This is a genomic window from Parasphingopyxis marina (assembly GCF_014237875.1).
Taxonomy (GTDB): Bacteria; Pseudomonadota; Alphaproteobacteria; order Sphingomonadales; family Sphingomonadaceae; genus Parasphingopyxis; species Parasphingopyxis marina.
In genome coordinates this window covers 172,525-190,683 of the sequence record NZ_JACJVJ010000003.1, presented here as the reverse complement: position 1 = coordinate 190,683, position 18,159 = coordinate 172,525, and the positions used below count along the sequence as shown (strand labels likewise).

The window sequence follows — 18,159 nt, the reverse complement described above, 5'->3', positions numbered from 1 at the left end:
CCTATTGCGCCTCTTCTTCTGCCATTTCCGGCCGGTCTGTCCGGTCTTCGCCAACCTCGTCGGCGCCGCGAACCGACACGGTCGGCACATCGACTTCTACCGAGCGGCGCTCGGTGGCGACGTCGATATCGGCCGTATCGACCTCGAATTCGGGCATTTCGCCCTCATCGACGGCGATTTCTGGCATTCTGCCGTCATTGGTCTGCCGGATATTGATGACGTCGGTCATCACAAGGACGACAATAACGATCGCGGCCAGGACGAGCAGCGTCAAAAGCGCACGCATAGTGATTCTCCCTTTGGTTACGCGGCTCAAACGATTGATCGGCCTATTGGGTTGCATCCGCGTCGCAATGCGCCCTTCGCGGTTGACGAAAGCGCCCACCAGCGCTATCTGCGCCGCTTTCCGGGAAACCGAAGATTTCAGGACGAGAACCATGTCGCGTATTTGCGAACTGACCGGCAAGGGCCGGCTGGTGGGAATGAATGTCTCCCACGCCAATAACAGGACCAAGAAAACGTTTCTGCCGAATCTGCAGAACGTGACCCTTATGTCCGAATCGCTGGACCGGAGCTTCAAGTTCCGCGTCTCGACGAACGGCCTGCGTTCGGTGGAACATGTCGGCGGCCTCGACAACTGGCTACTGAAAACCTCCGACGACAAGCTGAGCGCCAATGCGCGCAAGGTTAAGAAGGACATCACGGCCGCCAAAAAGGCCGCCGCCTAGTCTTTTCGATCTAGTCTTGCAGTTCGAACTCCAGCAGCAAGGTCCGCTGGAGGGGATTGAAATTGTCGTCCGAGGCCATCCAGACGATGGTCCGCCCCCCGCGCTCGCCAATGGCGAGCGCTTCCATATTGTCGATCGTCAGCGGCGGATCGATGCGCGCGATCTGCCGCCCCTCGAGAATCCGGCCCGGCGAGAGATCGCCGCCAAGATCGACCAGAGTAACGATCACCGATACCCCGTCCACCAGGCTGAACGCCCGGTTGAGCACCATCAGCCGGCCATCGGGCAGCAGCGCCGCGTCGGTGATCCGGTGGTCGCCGGGCGGACGATAGCCGAGCTGCACGGGCTCCGGCCCCTCTTCGCTCGGATCGCCAGCGAACAAAAGCACCGCGTTCGCCCCCTGCGCGCCACGCCCGGCTTCGGAAAAGACAAGGAAACGCCCGTCCGGCAACCGCACCATCGCCTCCGGCCCGCCGTTGCTCGGCCAGCGCCGCATTTCGGCCGGGCGGCGATGCGCGTCCGACCCGGCAAAGGCGCGATCGTAGCGCCATATCCCGTTGGCGCGCTCGAATCCCACCCAGATCCGGCCGCTCGCCGGATCGAGAGCCATCGCCTCGGCATCGCGATCGCGCTTCTCAACGGCGCCGCCGCCTTCGGGTAGCGGCCCTGCGGGCAATGCGCCGATCTCCGCGCGGCGGATCGCACCCGCCGCGTCGAAAGTGAAGCGGAACACGCCGCCAGCATCGCCGACCGCGACGAACCCGTCCCCGTCTCGCGCTATCGCCGAAAGGCCGCCGAAATTGGGATCATCGCTGGTCAGGGTCCAGCCGCGTACGAAGCGGAGATTGCCGACAGCGACATGGGCCGGATCGGCGGCATCGAGCATCACCGGCTCGGCGCGGATCGCGAACGGCCCGTCGGGCGCGCCGCTGCCCCGGCCCGTCAGCACGACCGTGGAGCCCGCTAGGGCGAGAACCAGCAAGGCGGCGACTATCCTGCGCATCAGGCGCCCGCCCTATCACCCCGTCGCGGCGCGGCACAGGCGAAGATTAACGCGAGGCAACATCCCCGTTCAGACATGGTTCTGCCAGGCCCTGCCATAGCGGCATCTGTCAGAGGGAGCCGAAACCAAAGGGGCGCCCGACACGCGACTTTGAAACGGCTTTTTTGGAACACGGAGTTTGAACGATGGCACTGAAGAAAATCGCCCTTGCCGCATCCGCCGCCCTTGCGGGCACGATGCTCGTCCCGGCCGCCGCGCAGGCAGGCCATGGCTATAATGACGGCCACTATAACGACGGATATTACCAAGTCCGTCATGACAATCGCGGCTATCGCGGCGACCGCCGCTATCGGCCCGGCGATTATTACCAGGGCCGCGGCTATCAGGACCGCTACGATCGCCGCCATGCGCGCCGCGACTATCGCCGCGACTATAGGGGCCGCTGCCGCGACGATGGCGATGGTGGTACCGTGATCGGCGGCATCGCCGGCGCGCTGCTCGGCCATGAAATCGGCGAAGGCCGGCGCGGCCGCGGCGACGGCACGGCCGGTGCCATCATTGGCGGCATCGCCGGTGCGCTGGCCGGCCGCGCGATCGACCGCGACTGCTAGCAGACGCCCATCAGTGACTAGTCCCCCGGTGGCTTAGCGGGGACGAGGGGGCCGGCGCGCGTATCTGCGCCGGCCCCCGAATTATTGGGGCCCGGGCGCGGCGAAACCGCTCCGGCCAATCGGCCAGACATTTTCCAACATTCAAGTGGATTGGATTGCCGGGATCTATTTCGGCGGCTCGTCGAACAGGCTGGCAAGCTGTTCGATCATCGTCCCGCCCAGTTGTTCGGCATCCATGATCGTCACGGCACGCTGATAATAGCGGGTCACGTCATGGCCGATCCCAATGGCGGAAAGCTCGACCGGCGAACGCCCCTCGATCCAGGCGATTACCTGCCGTAGATGTTTTTCGAGATAGGAGCCGCTGTTGACCGATAGCGTCGAATCGTCGACCGGTGCTCCGTCCGAAATCACCATCAATATGCGCCGTTCCTCGGGCCGCGCGATCAGGCGATTATGCGCCCAAAGCAGCGCCTCGCCATCGATATTTTCTTTCAGCAGTCCTTCGCGCATCATCAGGCCGAGATTCTTGCGCGCCCGGCGCCAGGGCTCGTCGGCCTGTTTGTAAACGATATGGCGCAGATCGTTGAGCCGTCCCGGATTGGCCGGACGCCCTTCGGCAAGCCATGCCTCGCGCGCCTGCCCACCCTTCCAGGCCCGCGTGGTGAAACCGAGAACCTCGGTTTTCACACCGACGCGCTCCAGGGTGCGGGCGAGGATATCGGCCGAGATCGCGGCGATCGAGATCGGCCGCCCGCGCATCGAGCCCGAATTGTCCAGGAGAAGGGTAACCACGGTATCGCGAAATTCGGTATCGCGTTCGATCTTGTAGGAGAGCGAATGGGCCGGATTGACGATCACGCGTGAAAGCCGCGCGGCATCCAGCGTGCCTTCTTCCTGATCGAAATCCCAACTGCGCAATTGCTGCGCCATCAGCCGGCGCTGGAGGCGGTTGGCGAGCTTGGTCACCGCGCCCTGCAAATGGACGAGCTGCTGGTCGAGATAGGCGCGCAGCCGGGTCAGCTCCTCCTCGTCGCACAGTTCGGTCGCGGCGATGATCTCGTCATGGCTCGTCGTGAAGGCGTGATAGGAGAATTCGGGCGTCAGATCGCTGAACGGACGGTTCGGGCGTACCGGGAGCATCCCGTCATCGCCGTCGCCGGGCTCGGCATCGCTGTCGCCGAGTTCGTCATCGTCCATGAATTCGCCGTCGCCATCCTCGCCGGTCTCGTCGTCCGACTGTTCGGCGCGGCTTTCGGCGTCGGCGTCGCCCTGGCCCTCACGATCCTCGTCGCCATCCTCGTCCTCGCCGTCATTATCGTCGTCGCCATCCTCCTCGTCGCCGGGCTCCTCGGCATCGTCAGGCTGCATATCGCCGTCGATCAGTTCGAGATCCTCAAGCAGTTGCGTCGTCAGTTCGCCGAATGCCTTCTGGTTGTCGAGCAGCATTTCGAGTGCATCGAGATCGGCACCGCCCTTTTCCTCGATCCATTCGCGAACCAGGTCGACCCCGGCCCGGGCGCGCTCGGGGACCGGATCGCCGGTCAGCCGCTCGCGGACCATCAGCGAGATCGCCGAAGCCAGCGGCACTTCGTCGCGGCTGCGGGCCTTGGAAATCGGATCGGCTTTCAACCGCATATCCAGCGCGTGGGCGAGATTGTCCTTCACCCCGGCATAGCGGCGCGCGCCGAGCGCCTCGACCCGCGCCTTTTCGACCGCATCATAGGCCGAGCGGGCGATCGCCTCGGTCGGCCGGGCGGCATCGTGGAGCGCGTCATTATGGTGGCGGATCATCAGAGCCGCAGCATCGGCGAAGCCCCGCGCCTCGGCCACCTGGTCGGCGGGTAACGCACGCCCCGGCATCGGCACCTTGATATGGCGGCCGCTGGAAACCGGCGCATCGGCGGTATAGGCGAGCTCGATCTCGGGCTCGTGCGCCATCGCCCGGGCGGCGCCGGCGAGCGCCGCCTTCAAATCGTCGAGGGGATTTTTCTCGGACACCTTAAAACCCCCATCTCCCCTCACAGGGCGAGGGGAAGAAAGGATTATTCCCGATCACTACTCAACCTGACCAACCACGCTTTCGGGCAAATCCTGCCCGAACACGCGCTGATAATATTCCGCCACTAGCGGCCGTTCGGCCTCGTCGCACTTGTTGAGGAAAGAGAGCCGGAAGGCGAAACCGATATCGCCGAAGATCGTCGTATTCTGCGCCCAGGTGATCACCGTACGCGGGCTCATCACCGTCGAGATATCGCCGGCCATGAAGCCCTGGCGGGTGAGATCGGCAACCTTGACCATGTCCTCGACCGTCTTGTGGCCGGTTTCGTCGTCAAACTCGTCATTCTTCGAAAGGACGATCTTCGCCTCGGTCGCGGCCGGCAGATAGTTGAGCGTCACGACGATGTTCCAGCGATCCATCTGGCCCTGGTTTATCTGCTGGGTGCCGTGATAAAGCCCGGTCGTATCGCCGAGCCCGATCGTGTTCGAGGTCGCGAACAGGCGGAACCATTTATTCGGGCGTATGACGCGGTTCTGATCGAGCAGGGTGAGCTTGCCGTCGGTTTCCAGCACGCGCTGGATCACGAACATCACGTCCGGCCGGCCGGCGTCATATTCGTCGAACACGAGCGCGGTCGGCGTCTGCAGCGCCCAGGGCAGTAGGCCCTCGCGGAACTCGGTGACCTGCTGCCCGTCACGCAGCACGATCGCGTCGCGGCCGATCAGATCGATCCGACTGATATGCGAGTCGAGGTTGATGCGGATGCATGGCCAGTTGAGGCGCGCGGCGACCTGCTCGATATGGGTGGACTTGCCAGTGCCGTGATAGCCCTGGATCATCACCCGGCGATTGAAGGCGAAGCCCGCCGCAATGGCGATCGTCGTATCGGGATCGAAGACATAGCTTTCGTCGCGATCCGGCACGCGTTCATCGGCCTCGCTGAACGCCGGCACTTCCATGTCGGAATCGATGCCGAAGGCCTCGCGGACCTTCACCATCCTGTCGGGTTCGGCCATGATCGTGTCGCCGCGGCTATCGGGCTGGGTGTTGGATATCGTCGCCATGGGAATTCCTGAAAGTCTTGCTGTTCTGGGCGCTCAGGCGAAGGCCCGAGCGCTTTTCAACTGCGTATAGGCCTCTATTACGCGCTGCAACATTTTCTCATGGCTGCGATCGCCGCCATTCCTGTCCGGATGATATTGGCGGACGAGCTCGGCATAGCGGCGCCGTAGCGTCCTGCGGTCGGCATCGGTCGTCAGCCCCAATATCTGCAGATTTTTCCGGTCGAGGTCGGTAAGCGGCCTGCCGTCCTTGCGCGGCGCGCGAACCCGGGTGCGGAAGCGCGCGCCGATCGCGTCCAGCGGATCTGTATAATCGGCCCATCGCGGCGTCGGGCTCGCGCCCGCGGTCGAAAAGGCCCGCGTCTCGCGCTCCCAGCCCGACCAGGGGCGCTGCGCCTCGTGAAGCTCCTCGCTGCTCATGCCTTCGAAATAATCATAGCCGGCGTTGAATTCGCGGATATGATCGAGGCACAGCCAGTGATATTCGCCCGGCCCGTCGAACCCGCCGCGCTTGTGCCCGGTCCTCGGTGCCCGGAATTCGCCGGGTGCATCGCAGGCCGGATGGTCGCATGCGCGTTCACTGCCGTCGATGCGGCCGTGAAAACGATCATGATGCGGGCGTGAGGCCAAGGGTGCTCCTTCCGTTCAATCAGCCTATATAGGACGCATGACAGAGGATTCGAAAGGGCCGGTAGCGGCCGAAATAGAGAAACGGCTGATCGAAGCCATCGGCCCGACGCATTTGCGGGTAATCAACGACAGCGCGCAGCATCGCGGCCATGCCGGCGACGATGGCAGCGGCGAATCGCACTTTACCGTGGAGATCGTCGCCCTGCAGTTCGAGGATATGAACCGGCTGGAGCGCCAGCGCGCGGTGAACAAGGCGCTGGGCGATCTGATGGAAGCGCGCGTCCATGCGCTCGCGATCAACGCCCGCGCGCCCAGCGAGATCGCCGAGTGAGTTATACGCTCTGGTACTGGCCGGGCATCCCCGGGCGCGGCGAGTTTATCAGGCTGGCGCTGGAGGCAAGCGGCATTGCCTATCGCGACGGCGCTGCCGAAGGCGGCAGGGACGCGATCCTCGAGGCACTGGAAGCGGCCGAGGGCCCGCCGCTCGCGCCGCCGTTTCTCGATACCGGAGACAGCGTGATCGCGCAGACCGCGGCGATCCTCGACTGGCTGGCCCGCGCCCATGACGGCCTGGCGCCGCCGGGCGAAGCCGGGCGCAGCCGCGCGCTCCAGCACCAGCTGACGATCCTCGACGCGCTCGACGAGGTTCACGAGGTCCACCATCCGATCGCCGGCAGCCTTTATTATGAGGACCAGAAGGACGAGGCCGCACGCCGCGCGCATTTCCTGCGCACGGAGCGGCTGCCTCGCTTTCTCGGCCATTTCGAGGCGGTGCTGGCGCGGAGCGATGGCGAATGGCTGCTCGGCGATAGCTGGTGCCATGCCGATCTTTCGCTGTTCCAGCTCGTTGACGGGCTGCTCTACGCCTTCCCGCTGCGCATGACGGCGCTGGCAGTCAATGTTCCCAAGGTCATGGCGCTGCATGGCCGCGTCCGCGCCCTCCCCGCTCTCCAGGCCTATTTCGAAAGCGGACGGCGCCAGCCCTATGGCGACGGCATCTTCCGCCACTATCCCGAACTCGACGCGGTATGAACAGCCGCCCCGATCGCAAGGCGGCACGGCTGCTGGTGATCGACCGGGACAATCGCCTGCTGCTGTTCCGCTTCACGCCGGGAGACCGGCCGCCCTTCTGGGCAACGCCGGGCGGCGCGCTCGATCCCGGCGAAAGCTATGAAGACGGGGCGCGGCGCGAGCTGGCCGAGGAAACCGGCATCCTCGCGGAACCGGGCGAAAGCATCGATTCCCGGACGTCGGAGTTCACCACCTTCGACGGCATCGCTGTGCGCGCGGTCGAGCGATATTTCGCGATTCGCGTCGAGGCGCCGAGCATCGACACCAGCGGCCATACCGCGCTGGAGCGCGACGTGATGCGCGAGCATCGCTGGTGGTACGCCGAAGAACTGGCGGCGACGGCCGAACATTATTATCCTGCCGACTTGCCCGCTCTGCTCGACATGCTCAGGGAGACGACGCAATGACCGGCCCGATCCTCCAGACGCTGCGCCCGGTGGGCCACAATCTCGGCGACTTCAAAGTCTATCGCTCGCTGCCTTCGCGCGAGCGGACGATGGTCGGCCCATTCGTGTTTTTCGACCAGGCTGGCCCGGCGACGCTCGACGCGGGGACCGGCATAGACGTCCGCCCCCACCCCCATATCAACCTCGCCACCGTCACCTATATGCTGAAGGGCCGCTTCGAACATCGCGATTCGCTCGGCACCGTGCAGGTGATCGAGCCGGGCGCGGTGAACCTGATGACCGCGGGCAAGGGCATCGTCCATTCCGAGCGCACGCCGCCGGAAGACCGGCCCGGCGGATCGGACATCTACGCCGTGCAAACCTGGCTTGCGCTGCCCGAAGCGGCCGAAGAGATGGACCCCGCCTTCGAACATGTGCCCAAGGCCGATCTCCCGATCTGCAGCGGCGCGGGCGCCGAAGCGCGGATCATCATGGGCAGCCTTTGGGGCCAGACTGCGCCGGTCACCACCTATGCCGGAACGATCTACGCCGATATCCACCTGTCGCCGGGCGGCAGCATCCCGATCGATGCCGAGGCCGACGAGCGCGCGCTCTACCTGCTCGAAGGCGAGGCCAGCCTCGACGGCGAGGCGCTGACGCCCGAAACGCTGGCGGTGTTGCGCCCCGGCCAGGCGACGACCGTGCGCAGCGAAAATGGCGCGCAAATCATGCTATGCGGCGGCGAGGCCTTCGCCTCCCCCCGCCATGTCTACTGGAATTTCGTCTCCTCGCGGCCCGAACGGATCGACCAGGCGATCGCCGACTGGAAGGAAGAACGCTTTCCGATCATCCCGACCGACCATGACGAGCGCATTCCCTTCCCCGCCGGCAGGCCCAAGACGGTGAGCTACCCTTAAGCTTGTGCGCGTCGGCTCCGGCGCTAGGTTGCAAAGAAAAACCAATAGCGATTCGGAGAATGAGGATGACCGCGTTCGAGCAACAGCGGATTGCGCTTGCGACGGGGGTCACGCTCAACGTCGCGACCGCCGGGCCGAAAGACGGCGAACCGATCATCTTCCTGCACGGCTTTCCCGAATCGCACCGCACCTGGCGCAACCAGATCGAGGCGCTGTCCGGCCGCTATTATTGCATCGCGCCCGATCAGCGCGGCTTCGCCAAGTCGGACAAGCCCGAAGGCGTCGAGAATTACGCGCCCGACAGGATCATCGGCGATCTTGCCGCGCTGGCCGATGCGCTCGGCATCGGCAGTTTCTCGCTGGCCGGACATGATTGGGGCGGCGCCATCGCCTGGGGCGGCGCGCTCACCCTGTCGGGCCGAGTCGACCGGCTGATCATCGCCAATGCGCCGCATCCCTTCATCTTCCAGCGCACGCTCGTCGAAAGCCGCGATCAGCGGGTGGCTTCGCAATATATGCGCGCCTTTCGCGATCCCTCCCACGATCCTTTCATCCACGAACACGGCCTTGCCGCCTTTCTCGCCAAGACACTCGACTGGAACCGGTCGCCGGGGATGAGCGACGCGGAGCGCAATATCTATTTCGAGGACTGGGCCCGCGAAGGCGCGCCGATCGCCATGCTGAACTGGTATCGCGCCGCGCAGATCGTCGTGCCCGAACCCGATGAGGAGATCGAACGCCCGACGTTCCTCGACGCGCCCTTCCCCCCGCTCACAATGCCGGTGCTCATCGTCTGGGGTACGGGAGATACCGCGCTCCTCCCCTGCCAGCTCGAAGGACTGGGCGAGGTCGTCGAGGATCTGACCCTGGTCGAGGTGGACGCTGGGCATTTCGTGCCCTGGGAAGCGCCCGGGCCGGTCAACGCGGCGATCGAGGATTTCCTGGCCGCGAAGCCGATCGGCTAGGGCGCCATCGGCGGCATGGTTGCCATCATCGCCATCACGATCCCGACCTCGGTGAAATTGCCGACGCCATGGGCGATGATCGGCGCGACCAGGCTCTGCGACCTTTCCATCAGCCAGACATAGATCAGGCCCCAGATGAAGGCGTAAAGCTGTTGCGCGATCGCCAGATGAAGCGGATTGACGAGAAAGCTTTCCCAATGGGCAAGGCCGAAGAGAAGCGCCACGATATAGGCGGCGATCGGCAGATCCAGGCCGCCGATCCTCATGCGCCCGGGCACCAAAATGACGAGCATTCCCACCAGCAGCCCGCGAAATAGCGTTTCTTCTGCAAAACCGGTGCACAGCAACGCCGCCAGCATTCCGGCGGCCGGCACCGGGGCGATATCATAGCCCGCCGCCGGTGCGTGGCCGGCTATCAGCGCGGGCCAGTAATCGGCAATCAGCATGGCAAGCCCCATGCCGATGCCGATCAGCAAGGCGAGGCCGGCATAACTCTTCTCCGGCGGCCAGCGGACATGATCGTCCGCTTCGGGCAGCAGGCGCCGCATGACGAGGATCCCGGCAAAGGCGAGAACGGCCTGCAAGAAAAGCGCGAAGGCCAGATAGATCCAGCCGACATAGAGGACATCCGGCCCCGCCTTCAGAAGCGCTCGCGCGCTTTCCCGCCCGGTGACCAGTATTCCCTGCATCAGCACGGCGGCGAGCAGGATGGGCCAGAGGCGGAAGCGGAATCCGGTTATCGCGAAAAAGGGCTGTTTCGATACGCTGTCAGTCATGCAGCGCCTTTGCCGGAGAGCGCCTAGCCGGTCTTGAACGAATGTGACCGGCTCGTCGCATATTTGCGCCATGTCCCCGGCGGGGAACCGGTTAGCGCCCGGACCTCACGGGTCAGCTGGGGTTGATCGGCATAGCCGCAGGCCGAGGCGATATCCGCGAGGGTACTCCGGCGCTCCTGCACAATCGTCCGCCACGCCCGGCGCGCGCGCAATTCCACCCGGAAATGCGCCGGGGCGACATCGTAAAGCTGGCGGAACTGGCGCGTCAGGGTCTCGCGGGCGATGCCGTTGCGGTCGGCCCAGGCGGCGATGGCCGGCGGCCGGGCCATATCGAGATCGCGGGCGAGCCGATCGGGAAGATCGTCGCACCGGCTTTCGTCCGGTACGAGCACGGCAAGCAGCATCTGCGCGGCAAGGCTTTCGTCGCGTTCGGCGAGACGGACCAGCCGGTCGGGATCCGCCACCCTGCCCCTGCGCGGCCAGTCCTGCCCGTCCATCGGCAGCGGAATGTCCAGAACCTCGGCGCTGCACCGCAAGATTCTATCGCAATGCGCGGAGAAGGGCGGGTGGATCAGCACGTCACCGGCCTGCACCTCGTGCCGGCCGCTCTCGCCGGCTTCCTCATAACCGCCGGACAGGACGATCGTCGCATAGGGTGCCCTATGCCGATGGCGCCGGATCGTCGCCAGCGCGCCCAGGCGGGAGATCGACGCGGCGGCGGTCACAGCCACTCGATCCAGGTCGCGTGCGGATGGGCGTTGGCGAGGTGAAGTTCTTCGCCCGACGGCCAGAGCGTGAGGCGCAATTCGCAGGCCGTCTTGGCCGGGTTCATTTCGAAGGATAGCCAGCCCAAAGGCCGCGTATCGCTTGCCTCGGCACCCGCCGTTTCTATAGCCGCGCGCACGCGTTCCTGCTCTTCGGCCGGGAAATATTGGAAGGCGATGGTGTGGTAGACTATCCGCATTGCGCCTTCGGCCGACGGGCCGGCGAGACGCTTTTCCAGCCAGTCCCCGGCCCGGCCCGGCACGATGGCGGGCGGGAAGGCGCGGGCGAGGCCGATCGCGGTTTCGACCCGGGCAATCCGTTCGGGCTGGTCGGCCCACACATAGGCGATCAGCCGCTCGGCCGCCGCCGGGTCCGACAGATAGACCGGGTTGAGATCGACGCCGCGCTGGGTGACGACAGTGACACCGGCCCCAGGCGGCGGATCTCCCCGCCATTCGGGCGCGAGCAGCAAGGGCGAAGTCGGTTCGCCCACCCGCGCGCCGCCCAGTTCATAGCTATAGCGCGCAAGATTGAGCACGAGCCCCGCGCTCGCCCCCAGCTCGAGAAGATCAATAGGCAGCGGGTAACGGCCGGCCGCAACCAGCAGCCCGGCCATGATCGCCGCCGCGCGGCCCACCTCGTTGGTCTGCGGCGGACTATCGAGCCAGCTTTCGAGCATCGCGTCGTGATCGACGAGCGCGCGCGCCACCGCTTGGGCGATATCGCCCTCGCCGGCATAGGCGGCGGACAGCGCCGCGTCCTTGCCGGACCGCGCCAGCGCATGCAGCCCGCCCGACAGGCGCAAGGTTACGTTGTCAGCGCCGCTCGACGGATCGCCATCCCAGGCGAACAACCGGCGGCCGACGGCGGTGTCGCCGGACAGCTGTTCGGCAATCGTATCGAGCACGCTCGCGGTCAGCGGCGATTTCATGGTGCGGCAGAATTCGGCCTGCTGGCGGAAGGCGGCGCGGATTTCCGATTCTTTCTCGTTCATATCCCTAGCTTGCCCGCTGGGCCGCCCCCAAGTAAAGCGCACCCGCCATGGCCGAACCACTCATCTTCGCCATCCCCAAGGGACGCATACTCGACGAAGCGCTGCCGCTTCTCGCCGAGGCCGGAATCGTGCCCGGTGCGGATTTCCACGACAAAGACAGCCGGGCGCTGCGTTTCGGGACGAACAATCCCGATATCGACATCATCCGGGTGCGCGCCTTCGACGTCGCGACCTTCGTCGCGCACGGCGCCGCGCAGCTCGGCATCGTCGGCTCGGACGTGCTGGAAGAATTCAAATATTCGGAAATTTATGCGCCGGTCGATCTCGATATCGGCCATTGCCGCTTGTCGGTCGCCGAACCCAGGGAACTCGCCGAAACCGACGACCCGCGCGAATGGAGCCATATCCGCATCGCGACCAAATATCCCAATTTCACCCGCCGCCATTTCGAAGCGAAGGGCGTGCAGGCCGAATGCGTGAAGCTGAACGGCGCGATGGAGATCGCCCCGGCGCTCGGCCTGACCCGTCGGATCGTCGATCTCGTGTCGAGCGGCGGAACCCTGAAGGCCAATAATCTCGTCGAGGTCGACGTGCTGTGCGAAGTGACCTCGCGGCTGATCGTCAACCGCGCGGCGTTCAAGACGCGGCCCGCGGTCATGGCGCTGGTCGAGCGGTTCCGCGAAATCGTGGCTGCGCGATGACGCTGCGCCTTTCCGCAAGCGATAGCGATTTCGAGGACCGCTTCAGCGCGCTCGTCGAAGCGCGGCGCGGCGCCGACGAGGATGTCGCGCGCGACGTCGCGGCGATCATCGCCGATGTGAAGGCACGCGGCGACGCGGCCGTGGCTGACTATACCAAGCGCTTCGACGGTTTCGATCTCGTCGAGGGCGGCTGGCAGGTCGCCAAGCAGCGCAGCTGCATGGCGCTCGACGGGCTCGATCCCGCGCTGCAGGAAGCGCTGGCGCTCGCCGCCCAGCGCATCGCCGCCTATCATGAAGCGCAGCGGCCCGCAGACAGCGACACGACCGATAACGCGGGCGTCCGCATGGGCGCGCGCTGGTCCGCGGTCGAAACCGCGGGGCTCTACGTGCCCGGCGGCCGCGCCGTCTATCCCTCCTCGCTGCTGATGAACGCGATTCCCGCGCGCGTTGCAGGCGTCGAGCGCATCGTGATGGTGACCCCGGCGCGCGGCGGGCAGGTCGATCCACTGATCCTCGCAGCCGCCGAGATAGCCGGAATCGACGAAATCTACGTGATCGGCGGCGCGCAGGCGATCGCGGCGCTCGCTTTCGGCACCGGTACCATCCCGCGCGCCGATGTGATCGTCGGCCCCGGCAATGCCTGGGTCGCCGAAGCCAAGCGCCAGCTTTACGGCACGGTCGGCATCGACATGGTCGCCGGCCCGTCCGAAATCCTCGTCATCGCCGACGGGAACAACGATCCCGACTGGATCGCCGCCGACCTGCTGAGCCAGGCCGAGCATGATCCGACCAGCCAGTCGATCCTGTTCACCGACGATGCCGCTTTTGCCGATACGGTGGCCGAAGCGCTCGAAGCCCAACTTAGCGGGCTGGCGACCGGCGAGACGGCGCGCGTGAGCTGGGAAACCAATGGCGCGATCATCCTGGTCGAAACGCTCGAAGACGCGATACCGCTGTCGAACCGGCTGGCGCCCGAACATCTCGAGCTCGCCGTGGCCGATCCCGAAGCGCTGTTCGCCCAGGTGAAGCATGCCGGTTCGGTCTTTCTCGGCCGCACGACGCCGGAAGCGGTCGGCGACTATGTCGGCGGGCCGAACCATGTCCTGCCGACCGGGCGGCGGGCGCGTTTTTCCTCCGGCCTCTCGGTGCTCGATTTCATGAAGCGGACGAGCTTCCTGCAATGCGGCGACGCGGCGCTCGAAGCGATCGGCCCTGCAGCCGTCGCGCTCGCCGAAGCCGAAGGGCTGCCCGCCCATGCGAAATCGGTCGCGATGCGCCTGCCGCAGCGTTAGACAAAGCTCAGGAGACGATCATGGCCCTATCCCTTTACGACGCGATCATTCCCGGCAACCTGCAGATCATCGGCGCGGTTTCCGGCCTGGTCGACAAGGCGGAAGCCTTCGGTGCCGAGACCGGGCGGAGCGAAGCAGATATGCTGCAGGCGAAACTCGCCGAAGACATGCTGCCCTTCGCCTATCAGGTGAAATCGGTCGCCGAACATTCGCTGGGGGCGATCGAGGCCGTGCGGACCGGCAACTATTCGCCGGACCTCGCGCCGCCCCCTGCCAGTTATGCCGATCTCCGGGCCAAGCTCGACAAGGCGGCAAGCGCGCTTGTGGCGCTGGACCCGGCGGAAGTGGACGGCTTTATCGGTAACGACATGCAATTTTCGTTCAGGGAGACGGTGATCCCCTTCACCGCGGAAAATTTCCTGCTCTCCTTCTCCCAGCCCAATTTCTATTTCCATGCGACGACCGCTTATGACGTGTTGCGGGCCGAAGGCGTGGCGCTGGGCAAGCGCGATTTCCTTGGCCAGTTGCGGATCAAGACCGCCGGATGACCCAGCGTTCGCAATCCCGTTCCGCCGCGCGGCTGGCCGCCGTGCAGGCGCTCTATCAGCAGGACATGGAAGCGATACCGACGGCGAAGCTGCTGAAGGAGTTTCACGATTTCCGCCTCGGCGAGGTGATCGAGGATGTCGAGTTCGCGCCAGCGGAGATCGATTTCTTCGACGATATCGTGGCAGGCGTGAACGACCGGCGCGAGCAAATTGACGGGCTGATATCCGCCAAGCTGGCCGAAGGCTGGACGATGGCCCGGCTCGATCGCCCGCAAAAGCAGATCCTGCGCGCCGGCACCTATGAATTGCTGGCGCGCGCCGATGTGCCGCGCGCGACCGTCATCAGCGAATATCTCGACGTCGCCGATGCCTTTTACGACAAGCGCGAAAAGGGCTTCGTCAACGGCCTGCTCGATGCGATCGCAAAGGATCTGCGCGGCGCGGCGTGACGAACCGTTACGGGTAAGGAATTATAGAGAACTTCGACGCCTTTTTCTGCTAGCGTCCGCGCACCGATGTCAGACGAATCGTCCTTTATCAGCCATTTGCAGGTGTTTGCGACGCATCCCGCGGCGCGCGGGCTGACCGACGACGCGGCCTCGCTCACGCTAGGCGGGCGCACCCTGATCCTCACCCATGACGTGATCGTCGAAAACGTCCATTTCCTGCCGTCCGATCCGCCCGAGGATATTGGCTGGAAGCTCGTCGCCGTGAACCTTTCCGATCTTGCCGCCGAAGGCGCAAAACCGAGCGGCGCGCTGATGGCCTATAATCTTTCCGGCGATACCGAATGGGACCGGCGCTTCGCCGAAGGCTTCGGCGTGGCGCTTGCCCGGTTCCAATGCCCGCTGATCGGCGGCGACACCGTGCGCGCGCCGCTCGGGTCTGCGCGTCAATTCGGCATGACCGCACTCGGCGAGGCGGAAAATTCGCCCGGCCGCTCGGGCGCCGCGCCGGGCGACGATCTGTGGGTGTCGGGCACGCTCGGCGACGCAGGGGCCGGCCTCCGGATCGCGCGCGGAGAGATTTCCGGGCCGCAGGAGCTGGTCGAGGCCTATCGCCGCCCGACGCCGCAGCTCGAACTCGGCCAGCGGCTGGCGCCGATGGTCAGTGCGATGATGGACATATCGGACGGGCTGCTTATCGACGCCAAGCGGCTGGCAGAGGCAAGCGGCGTGGCGGCGATTGTCGAATCAATCGACGTGCCGCTCTCCGAGGCGCTTGTCGGCCTCATGGGAGATTCCCGCGAAACCTCCGTCGCCGCGGCGACCTCTGGCGACGATTACGAGTTGCTCTTCACTGCCCCGCGGCGCTCCAGAAGGGCGATCGAAACCGTCGCCGAAGAGCTGAACGCCCGCATCCAATGTATCGGCCTGGTCGAGCAGGGCGAAGGGCTGAAGTTCCAGGAAGGCGGGCGCCCGTTGCCGCTGCCGCAGAGCCTGGGCTGGGCCCACTAAGCGCGGTCATATCCGGCTTGCACTAGGCGCAACTCTCGCTCTATAGCGCCCCCAACTCCGCACGGCGCCCGATTCCGGGCGCGTTTTTGTCCCGCGGAAAACCAACTGCCAAGGGGGCTGTGTAGCCAAAATGACTATCGAACCGATGACAATCGTTGTCGCGGCCATCATCTGCGGTCTTCTCGCCGTGATCTATGGTATCGTGACCAGCCGCCAGGTGCTCAACGCCTCGGCCGGCAACGAAAAAATGCAGGAAATCGCCGGCGCTATCCAGGAAGGTGCGAAAGCCTATCTGGGCCGCCAGTATCGCACCATCGCCATGGTCGGCGTCGTCGTCGCGATCCTCGTTTTCGTCTTTCTCGGCTATCTCTCGGCGATCGGCTTCCTGATCGGCGCGATCCTTTCGGGCGTTGCCGGTTATATCGGCATGAACATTTCGGTGCGTGCCAATGTCCGCACTGCCCAGGCCGCCAGCGAAAGCCTGCAAAGCGGCCTCACCGTCGCCTTTCGGGCCGGTGCCGTTACCGGCATGCTTGTCGCCGGCCTCGCGCTGCTCGCCATCTCGGTCTTCTTCTACGTGCTGGTCTTCGGCATGGGCATCGAAGCCAATAGCCGCGAAGTCATCGACGCCCTCGTCGCGCTTGCCTTCGGCGCTTCGCTGATCTCCATCTTCGCGCGTCTCGGCGGCGGCATCTTTACCAAGGCCGCTGACGTCGGCGCCGATCTCGTAGGCAAGGTCGAAGCCGGTATTCCCGAGGACGATCCCCGCAACCCGGCAACCATCGCCGACAATGTCGGCGACAATGTCGGCGATTGCGCGGGCATGGCCGCCGATCTGTTCGAAACCTATGTCGTGACCGTTGGCGCGACGATGGTGCTGCTGGCCCTGCTGATGGGCGAAGCCGTCAGCGGCGGCGTTCTCACCAGCCTGCTGAGCCTTCCGCTCTTCATCGGCGGCGTGTGCATCGTGACCTCGATCATCGGCACCTATATGGTGCGTCTGGGCTCGGGCAACTCGATCATGGGCGCGCTCTACAAGGGCTTCCTGACGACCGCGATCCTTTCGATCCCGGCCATCTATTTCGCCACCCAATATACGCTCGGCGACATGAACGCCGTTGTTGGCGACGCCGAGACCGGCTTCACCGGGATGGACCTGTTCTGGTCGATGATGGTCGGCCTAGCGGTTACCGGCCTGATCATCTGGATCACCGAATATTATACGGGCACCGAATATCGCCCGGTGCGGTCGATCGCCAAGGCGTCCGAAACCGGCCATGGCACCAATGTCATCCAGGGCCTTGCCGTCAGCCTCGAAGCGACGGCGCTGCCGACGCTGGTGATCGTGATCGGCATCGTTACCGCCTTCCAGCTGGCCGGCCTGATCGGCATCGCCTTCGCGGCTACCGCCATGCTGGCGCTCGCCGGCATGGTCGTCGCGCTCGATGCCTATGGCCCGGTGACGGACAATGCGGGTGGCATCGCGGAAATGGCGGGCCTCGACGAAAGCGTCCGGGAAAAGACCGATGCGCTGGACGCCGTGGGCAACACCACCAAGGCGGTGACCAAGGGCTATGCCATCGGTTCGGCCGGTCTTGCCGCGCTGGTGCTGTTCTCGGCCTATACGGCCGACCTTGCGGAATTCTATCCGAATCTCGAAGTCAGCTTCAGCCTTGAAAACCCCTATGTCATCGTCGGCCTGCTGCTCGGCGCGCTCCTGCCCTATCTCTTCGGAGCGATGGGCATGACCGCCGTGGGCCGTGCCGCGGGCGACGTCGTCAAGGACGTCCGCGCGCAGTTCGCCGCCGACAAGGGCATCATGGACGGCACCTCGCGCCCCAATTATGCGCGCACGGTGGATCTCGTCACCAAGGCCGCGATCAAGGAAATGGTCGTCCCCTCCCTGCTGCCGGTGCTCGCGCCGATCGTGGTCTATTTCCTGATCACGTTGGTGGCGGGTCAGGCCAATGGCTTCGCGGCGCTCGGTGCGCTGCTGCTCGGCGTGATCGTTTCCGGCCTGTTCGTCGCCCTGTCGATGACGGCGGGTGGCGGTGCCTGGGACAATGCCAAGAAATATATCGAAGACGGCAATCACGGCGGCAAGGGCTCTGATGCCCATCACGCCGCGGTGACCGGCGATACGGTCGGCGATCCCTACAAGGATACGGCCGGTCCGGCGGTGAACCCGATGATCAAGATCACGAACATCGTGGCGTTGCTGTTGCTCGCCGCTCTCGCCGCCGCCTAAGCGG

Annotated in this window: 21 protein-coding genes; 13 read left to right on the top strand and 8 right to left on the bottom strand. The window is 65.1% G+C overall.

Annotated elements, in window-relative coordinates; translation table 11 throughout:
- Position 1: 1 nt before the first annotated feature.
- Complete coding sequence (locus H6P80_RS15460) at positions 2-286, bottom strand: hypothetical protein (RefSeq protein WP_185802314.1); 285 nt, start codon at positions 284-286, stop codon at positions 2-4.
- Positions 287-437: 151 nt separating this feature from the next.
- Between H6P80_RS15460 and rpmB the strand changes: the two genes are divergently transcribed.
- A complete protein-coding gene (gene rpmB, locus H6P80_RS15455) occupies positions 438-728 on the top strand; it encodes a 50S ribosomal protein L28 (RefSeq protein WP_185802504.1) in 291 nt (96 codons plus the stop codon).
- Between the two features lie 10 nt (positions 729-738).
- On the opposite strand, the gene H6P80_RS15450 is transcribed toward rpmB, so the two are convergent.
- Positions 739-1,731: an esterase-like activity of phytase family protein gene (locus H6P80_RS15450; protein ID WP_185802313.1), complete on the bottom strand. Its 993-nt coding sequence runs from the start codon at positions 1,729-1,731 to the stop codon at positions 739-741.
- A gap of 185 nt (positions 1,732-1,916) precedes the next feature.
- Here H6P80_RS15450 and H6P80_RS15445 point away from each other — a divergent pair, with 185 nt between their 5' ends.
- Positions 1,917-2,342, top strand: coding sequence for a glycine zipper 2TM domain-containing protein (locus H6P80_RS15445; protein ID WP_185802312.1), 426 nt, complete (start codon positions 1,917-1,919; stop codon positions 2,340-2,342).
- 165 nt (positions 2,343-2,507) lie between these two features.
- On the opposite strand, the gene cobT is transcribed toward H6P80_RS15445, so the two are convergent.
- The 3 genes from cobT to H6P80_RS15430 are packed head-to-tail and all read right to left on the bottom strand — an operon-like array spanning position 2,508 to position 6,035.
- A complete protein-coding gene (cobT, locus tag H6P80_RS15440) occupies positions 2,508-4,343 on the bottom strand; it encodes a cobaltochelatase subunit CobT (protein WP_185802311.1) in 1,836 nt (611 codons plus the stop codon).
- A 57-nt stretch (positions 4,344-4,400) separates the two neighbouring features.
- On the bottom strand, positions 4,401-5,408 hold the full coding sequence (cobS, locus tag H6P80_RS15435; protein ID WP_185802310.1) for a cobaltochelatase subunit CobS: 1,008 nt from the start codon (positions 5,406-5,408) through the stop codon (positions 4,401-4,403).
- Positions 5,409-5,441: 33 nt separating this feature from the next.
- Positions 5,442-6,035, bottom strand: coding sequence for a J domain-containing protein (locus H6P80_RS15430; protein ID WP_185802309.1), 594 nt, complete (start codon positions 6,033-6,035; stop codon positions 5,442-5,444).
- A gap of 37 nt (positions 6,036-6,072) precedes the next feature.
- On the opposite strand from H6P80_RS15430, the gene H6P80_RS15425 reads away from it, so the two are divergent.
- The 5 genes from H6P80_RS15425 to H6P80_RS15405 all read left to right on the top strand — a co-directional run bounded on the left by H6P80_RS15425 (position 6,073) and on the right by H6P80_RS15405 (position 9,374).
- The gene (locus tag H6P80_RS15425) at positions 6,073-6,366 is read left to right on the top strand and encodes a BolA family protein (RefSeq protein ID WP_185802308.1); all 294 of its coding nucleotides are present in this window, start codon (positions 6,073-6,075) and stop codon (positions 6,364-6,366) included.
- Complete coding sequence (locus H6P80_RS15420) at positions 6,363-7,067, top strand: glutathione S-transferase (protein ID WP_185802307.1); 705 nt, start codon at positions 6,363-6,365, stop codon at positions 7,065-7,067. The genes H6P80_RS15425 and H6P80_RS15420 overlap by 4 nt, the downstream gene beginning before the upstream one ends.
- Positions 7,064-7,513 (top strand): NUDIX hydrolase, encoded by a 450-nt coding sequence (locus H6P80_RS15415; RefSeq protein ID WP_185802306.1) that lies wholly within the window; start codon positions 7,064-7,066, stop codon positions 7,511-7,513. Before H6P80_RS15420 ends, H6P80_RS15415 begins: the two co-directional genes overlap by 4 nt.
- On the top strand, positions 7,510-8,409 hold the full coding sequence (locus H6P80_RS15410) for a pirin family protein (protein WP_185802305.1): 900 nt from the start codon (positions 7,510-7,512) through the stop codon (positions 8,407-8,409). Before H6P80_RS15415 ends, H6P80_RS15410 begins: the two co-directional genes overlap by 4 nt.
- Before the next feature lie 65 nt (positions 8,410-8,474).
- On the top strand, positions 8,475-9,374 hold the full coding sequence (locus tag H6P80_RS15405; protein ID WP_185802503.1) for an alpha/beta fold hydrolase: 900 nt from the start codon (positions 8,475-8,477) through the stop codon (positions 9,372-9,374).
- Here H6P80_RS15405 and H6P80_RS15400 read toward each other — a convergent pair.
- The 3 genes from H6P80_RS15400 to H6P80_RS15390 are packed head-to-tail and all read right to left on the bottom strand — an operon-like array spanning position 9,371 to position 11,909.
- Complete coding sequence (locus H6P80_RS15400) at positions 9,371-10,150, bottom strand: CPBP family intramembrane glutamic endopeptidase (RefSeq protein WP_185802304.1); 780 nt, start codon at positions 10,148-10,150, stop codon at positions 9,371-9,373. The two genes, H6P80_RS15405 and H6P80_RS15400, sit on opposite strands and share 4 nt — an antisense overlap.
- Before the next feature lie 23 nt (positions 10,151-10,173).
- Positions 10,174-10,881, bottom strand: coding sequence for a helix-turn-helix domain-containing protein (locus tag H6P80_RS16765; protein ID WP_221893060.1), 708 nt, complete (start codon positions 10,879-10,881; stop codon positions 10,174-10,176).
- A complete protein-coding gene (locus H6P80_RS15390; protein ID WP_185802303.1) occupies positions 10,872-11,909 on the bottom strand; it encodes a DUF2332 domain-containing protein in 1,038 nt (345 codons plus the stop codon). The genes H6P80_RS16765 and H6P80_RS15390 overlap by 10 nt, the downstream gene beginning before the upstream one ends.
- 47 nt (positions 11,910-11,956) lie before the next feature.
- Here H6P80_RS15390 and hisG point away from each other — a divergent pair, with 47 nt between their 5' ends.
- From hisG to H6P80_RS15360, 6 genes are all read left to right on the top strand, one after another.
- Entirely contained in the window at positions 11,957-12,610 is a 654-nt protein-coding gene (gene hisG, locus H6P80_RS15385) for an ATP phosphoribosyltransferase (RefSeq protein ID WP_185802302.1), read from the top strand.
- Positions 12,607-13,902 (top strand): histidinol dehydrogenase, encoded by a 1,296-nt coding sequence (gene hisD / locus H6P80_RS15380; RefSeq protein ID WP_185802301.1) that lies wholly within the window; start codon positions 12,607-12,609, stop codon positions 13,900-13,902. Before hisG ends, hisD begins: the two co-directional genes overlap by 4 nt.
- 20 nt (positions 13,903-13,922) lie before the next feature.
- Complete coding sequence (locus H6P80_RS15375; RefSeq protein WP_185802300.1) at positions 13,923-14,450, top strand: DUF1993 domain-containing protein; 528 nt, start codon at positions 13,923-13,925, stop codon at positions 14,448-14,450.
- On the top strand, positions 14,447-14,899 hold the full coding sequence (gene nusB / locus H6P80_RS15370) for a transcription antitermination factor NusB (RefSeq protein WP_185802299.1): 453 nt from the start codon (positions 14,447-14,449) through the stop codon (positions 14,897-14,899). The genes H6P80_RS15375 and nusB overlap by 4 nt, the downstream gene beginning before the upstream one ends.
- Before the next feature lie 66 nt (positions 14,900-14,965).
- Positions 14,966-15,907 (top strand): thiamine-phosphate kinase, encoded by a 942-nt coding sequence (gene thiL / locus H6P80_RS15365; RefSeq protein ID WP_185802298.1) that lies wholly within the window; start codon positions 14,966-14,968, stop codon positions 15,905-15,907.
- Between the two features lie 145 nt (positions 15,908-16,052).
- Positions 16,053-18,155: a sodium-translocating pyrophosphatase gene (locus tag H6P80_RS15360; protein WP_185802501.1), complete on the top strand. Its 2,103-nt coding sequence runs from the start codon at positions 16,053-16,055 to the stop codon at positions 18,153-18,155.
- The last annotated feature ends 4 nt before the right edge of the window (positions 18,156-18,159 follow it).

Coding starts and splice junctions, on each gene's coding strand:
- H6P80_RS15375 (WP_185802300.1), top strand. CDS start 13,923: ATGGCCCTATCCCTTTACGACGCGATCATTCCCGGCAACCTGCAGATC.
- hisG (WP_185802302.1), top strand. CDS start 11,957: ATGGCCGAACCACTCATCTTCGCCATCCCCAAGGGACGCATACTCGAC.
- hisD (WP_185802301.1), top strand. CDS start 12,607: ATGACGCTGCGCCTTTCCGCAAGCGATAGCGATTTCGAGGACCGCTTC.
- rpmB (WP_185802504.1), top strand. CDS start 438: ATGTCGCGTATTTGCGAACTGACCGGCAAGGGCCGGCTGGTGGGAATG.
- thiL (WP_185802298.1), top strand. CDS start 14,966: ATGTCAGACGAATCGTCCTTTATCAGCCATTTGCAGGTGTTTGCGACG.
- H6P80_RS15360 (WP_185802501.1), top strand. CDS start 16,053: ATGACAATCGTTGTCGCGGCCATCATCTGCGGTCTTCTCGCCGTGATC.
- H6P80_RS15460 (WP_185802314.1), bottom strand. CDS start 286: ATGCGTGCGCTTTTGACGCTGCTCGTCCTGGCCGCGATCGTTATTGTC.
- H6P80_RS15390 (WP_185802303.1), bottom strand. CDS start 11,909: ATGAACGAGAAAGAATCGGAAATCCGCGCCGCCTTCCGCCAGCAGGCC.
- H6P80_RS15445 (WP_185802312.1), top strand. CDS start 1,917: ATGGCACTGAAGAAAATCGCCCTTGCCGCATCCGCCGCCCTTGCGGGC.
- cobS (WP_185802310.1), bottom strand. CDS start 5,408: ATGGCGACGATATCCAACACCCAGCCCGATAGCCGCGGCGACACGATC.
- H6P80_RS15410 (WP_185802305.1), top strand. CDS start 7,510: ATGACCGGCCCGATCCTCCAGACGCTGCGCCCGGTGGGCCACAATCTC.
- H6P80_RS15400 (WP_185802304.1), bottom strand. CDS start 10,150: ATGACTGACAGCGTATCGAAACAGCCCTTTTTCGCGATAACCGGATTC.
- nusB (WP_185802299.1), top strand. CDS start 14,447: ATGACCCAGCGTTCGCAATCCCGTTCCGCCGCGCGGCTGGCCGCCGTG.
- H6P80_RS15425 (WP_185802308.1), top strand. CDS start 6,073: ATGACAGAGGATTCGAAAGGGCCGGTAGCGGCCGAAATAGAGAAACGG.
- H6P80_RS15415 (WP_185802306.1), top strand. CDS start 7,064: ATGAACAGCCGCCCCGATCGCAAGGCGGCACGGCTGCTGGTGATCGAC.
- H6P80_RS15450 (WP_185802313.1), bottom strand. CDS start 1,731: ATGCGCAGGATAGTCGCCGCCTTGCTGGTTCTCGCCCTAGCGGGCTCC.
- H6P80_RS15405 (WP_185802503.1), top strand. CDS start 8,475: ATGACCGCGTTCGAGCAACAGCGGATTGCGCTTGCGACGGGGGTCACG.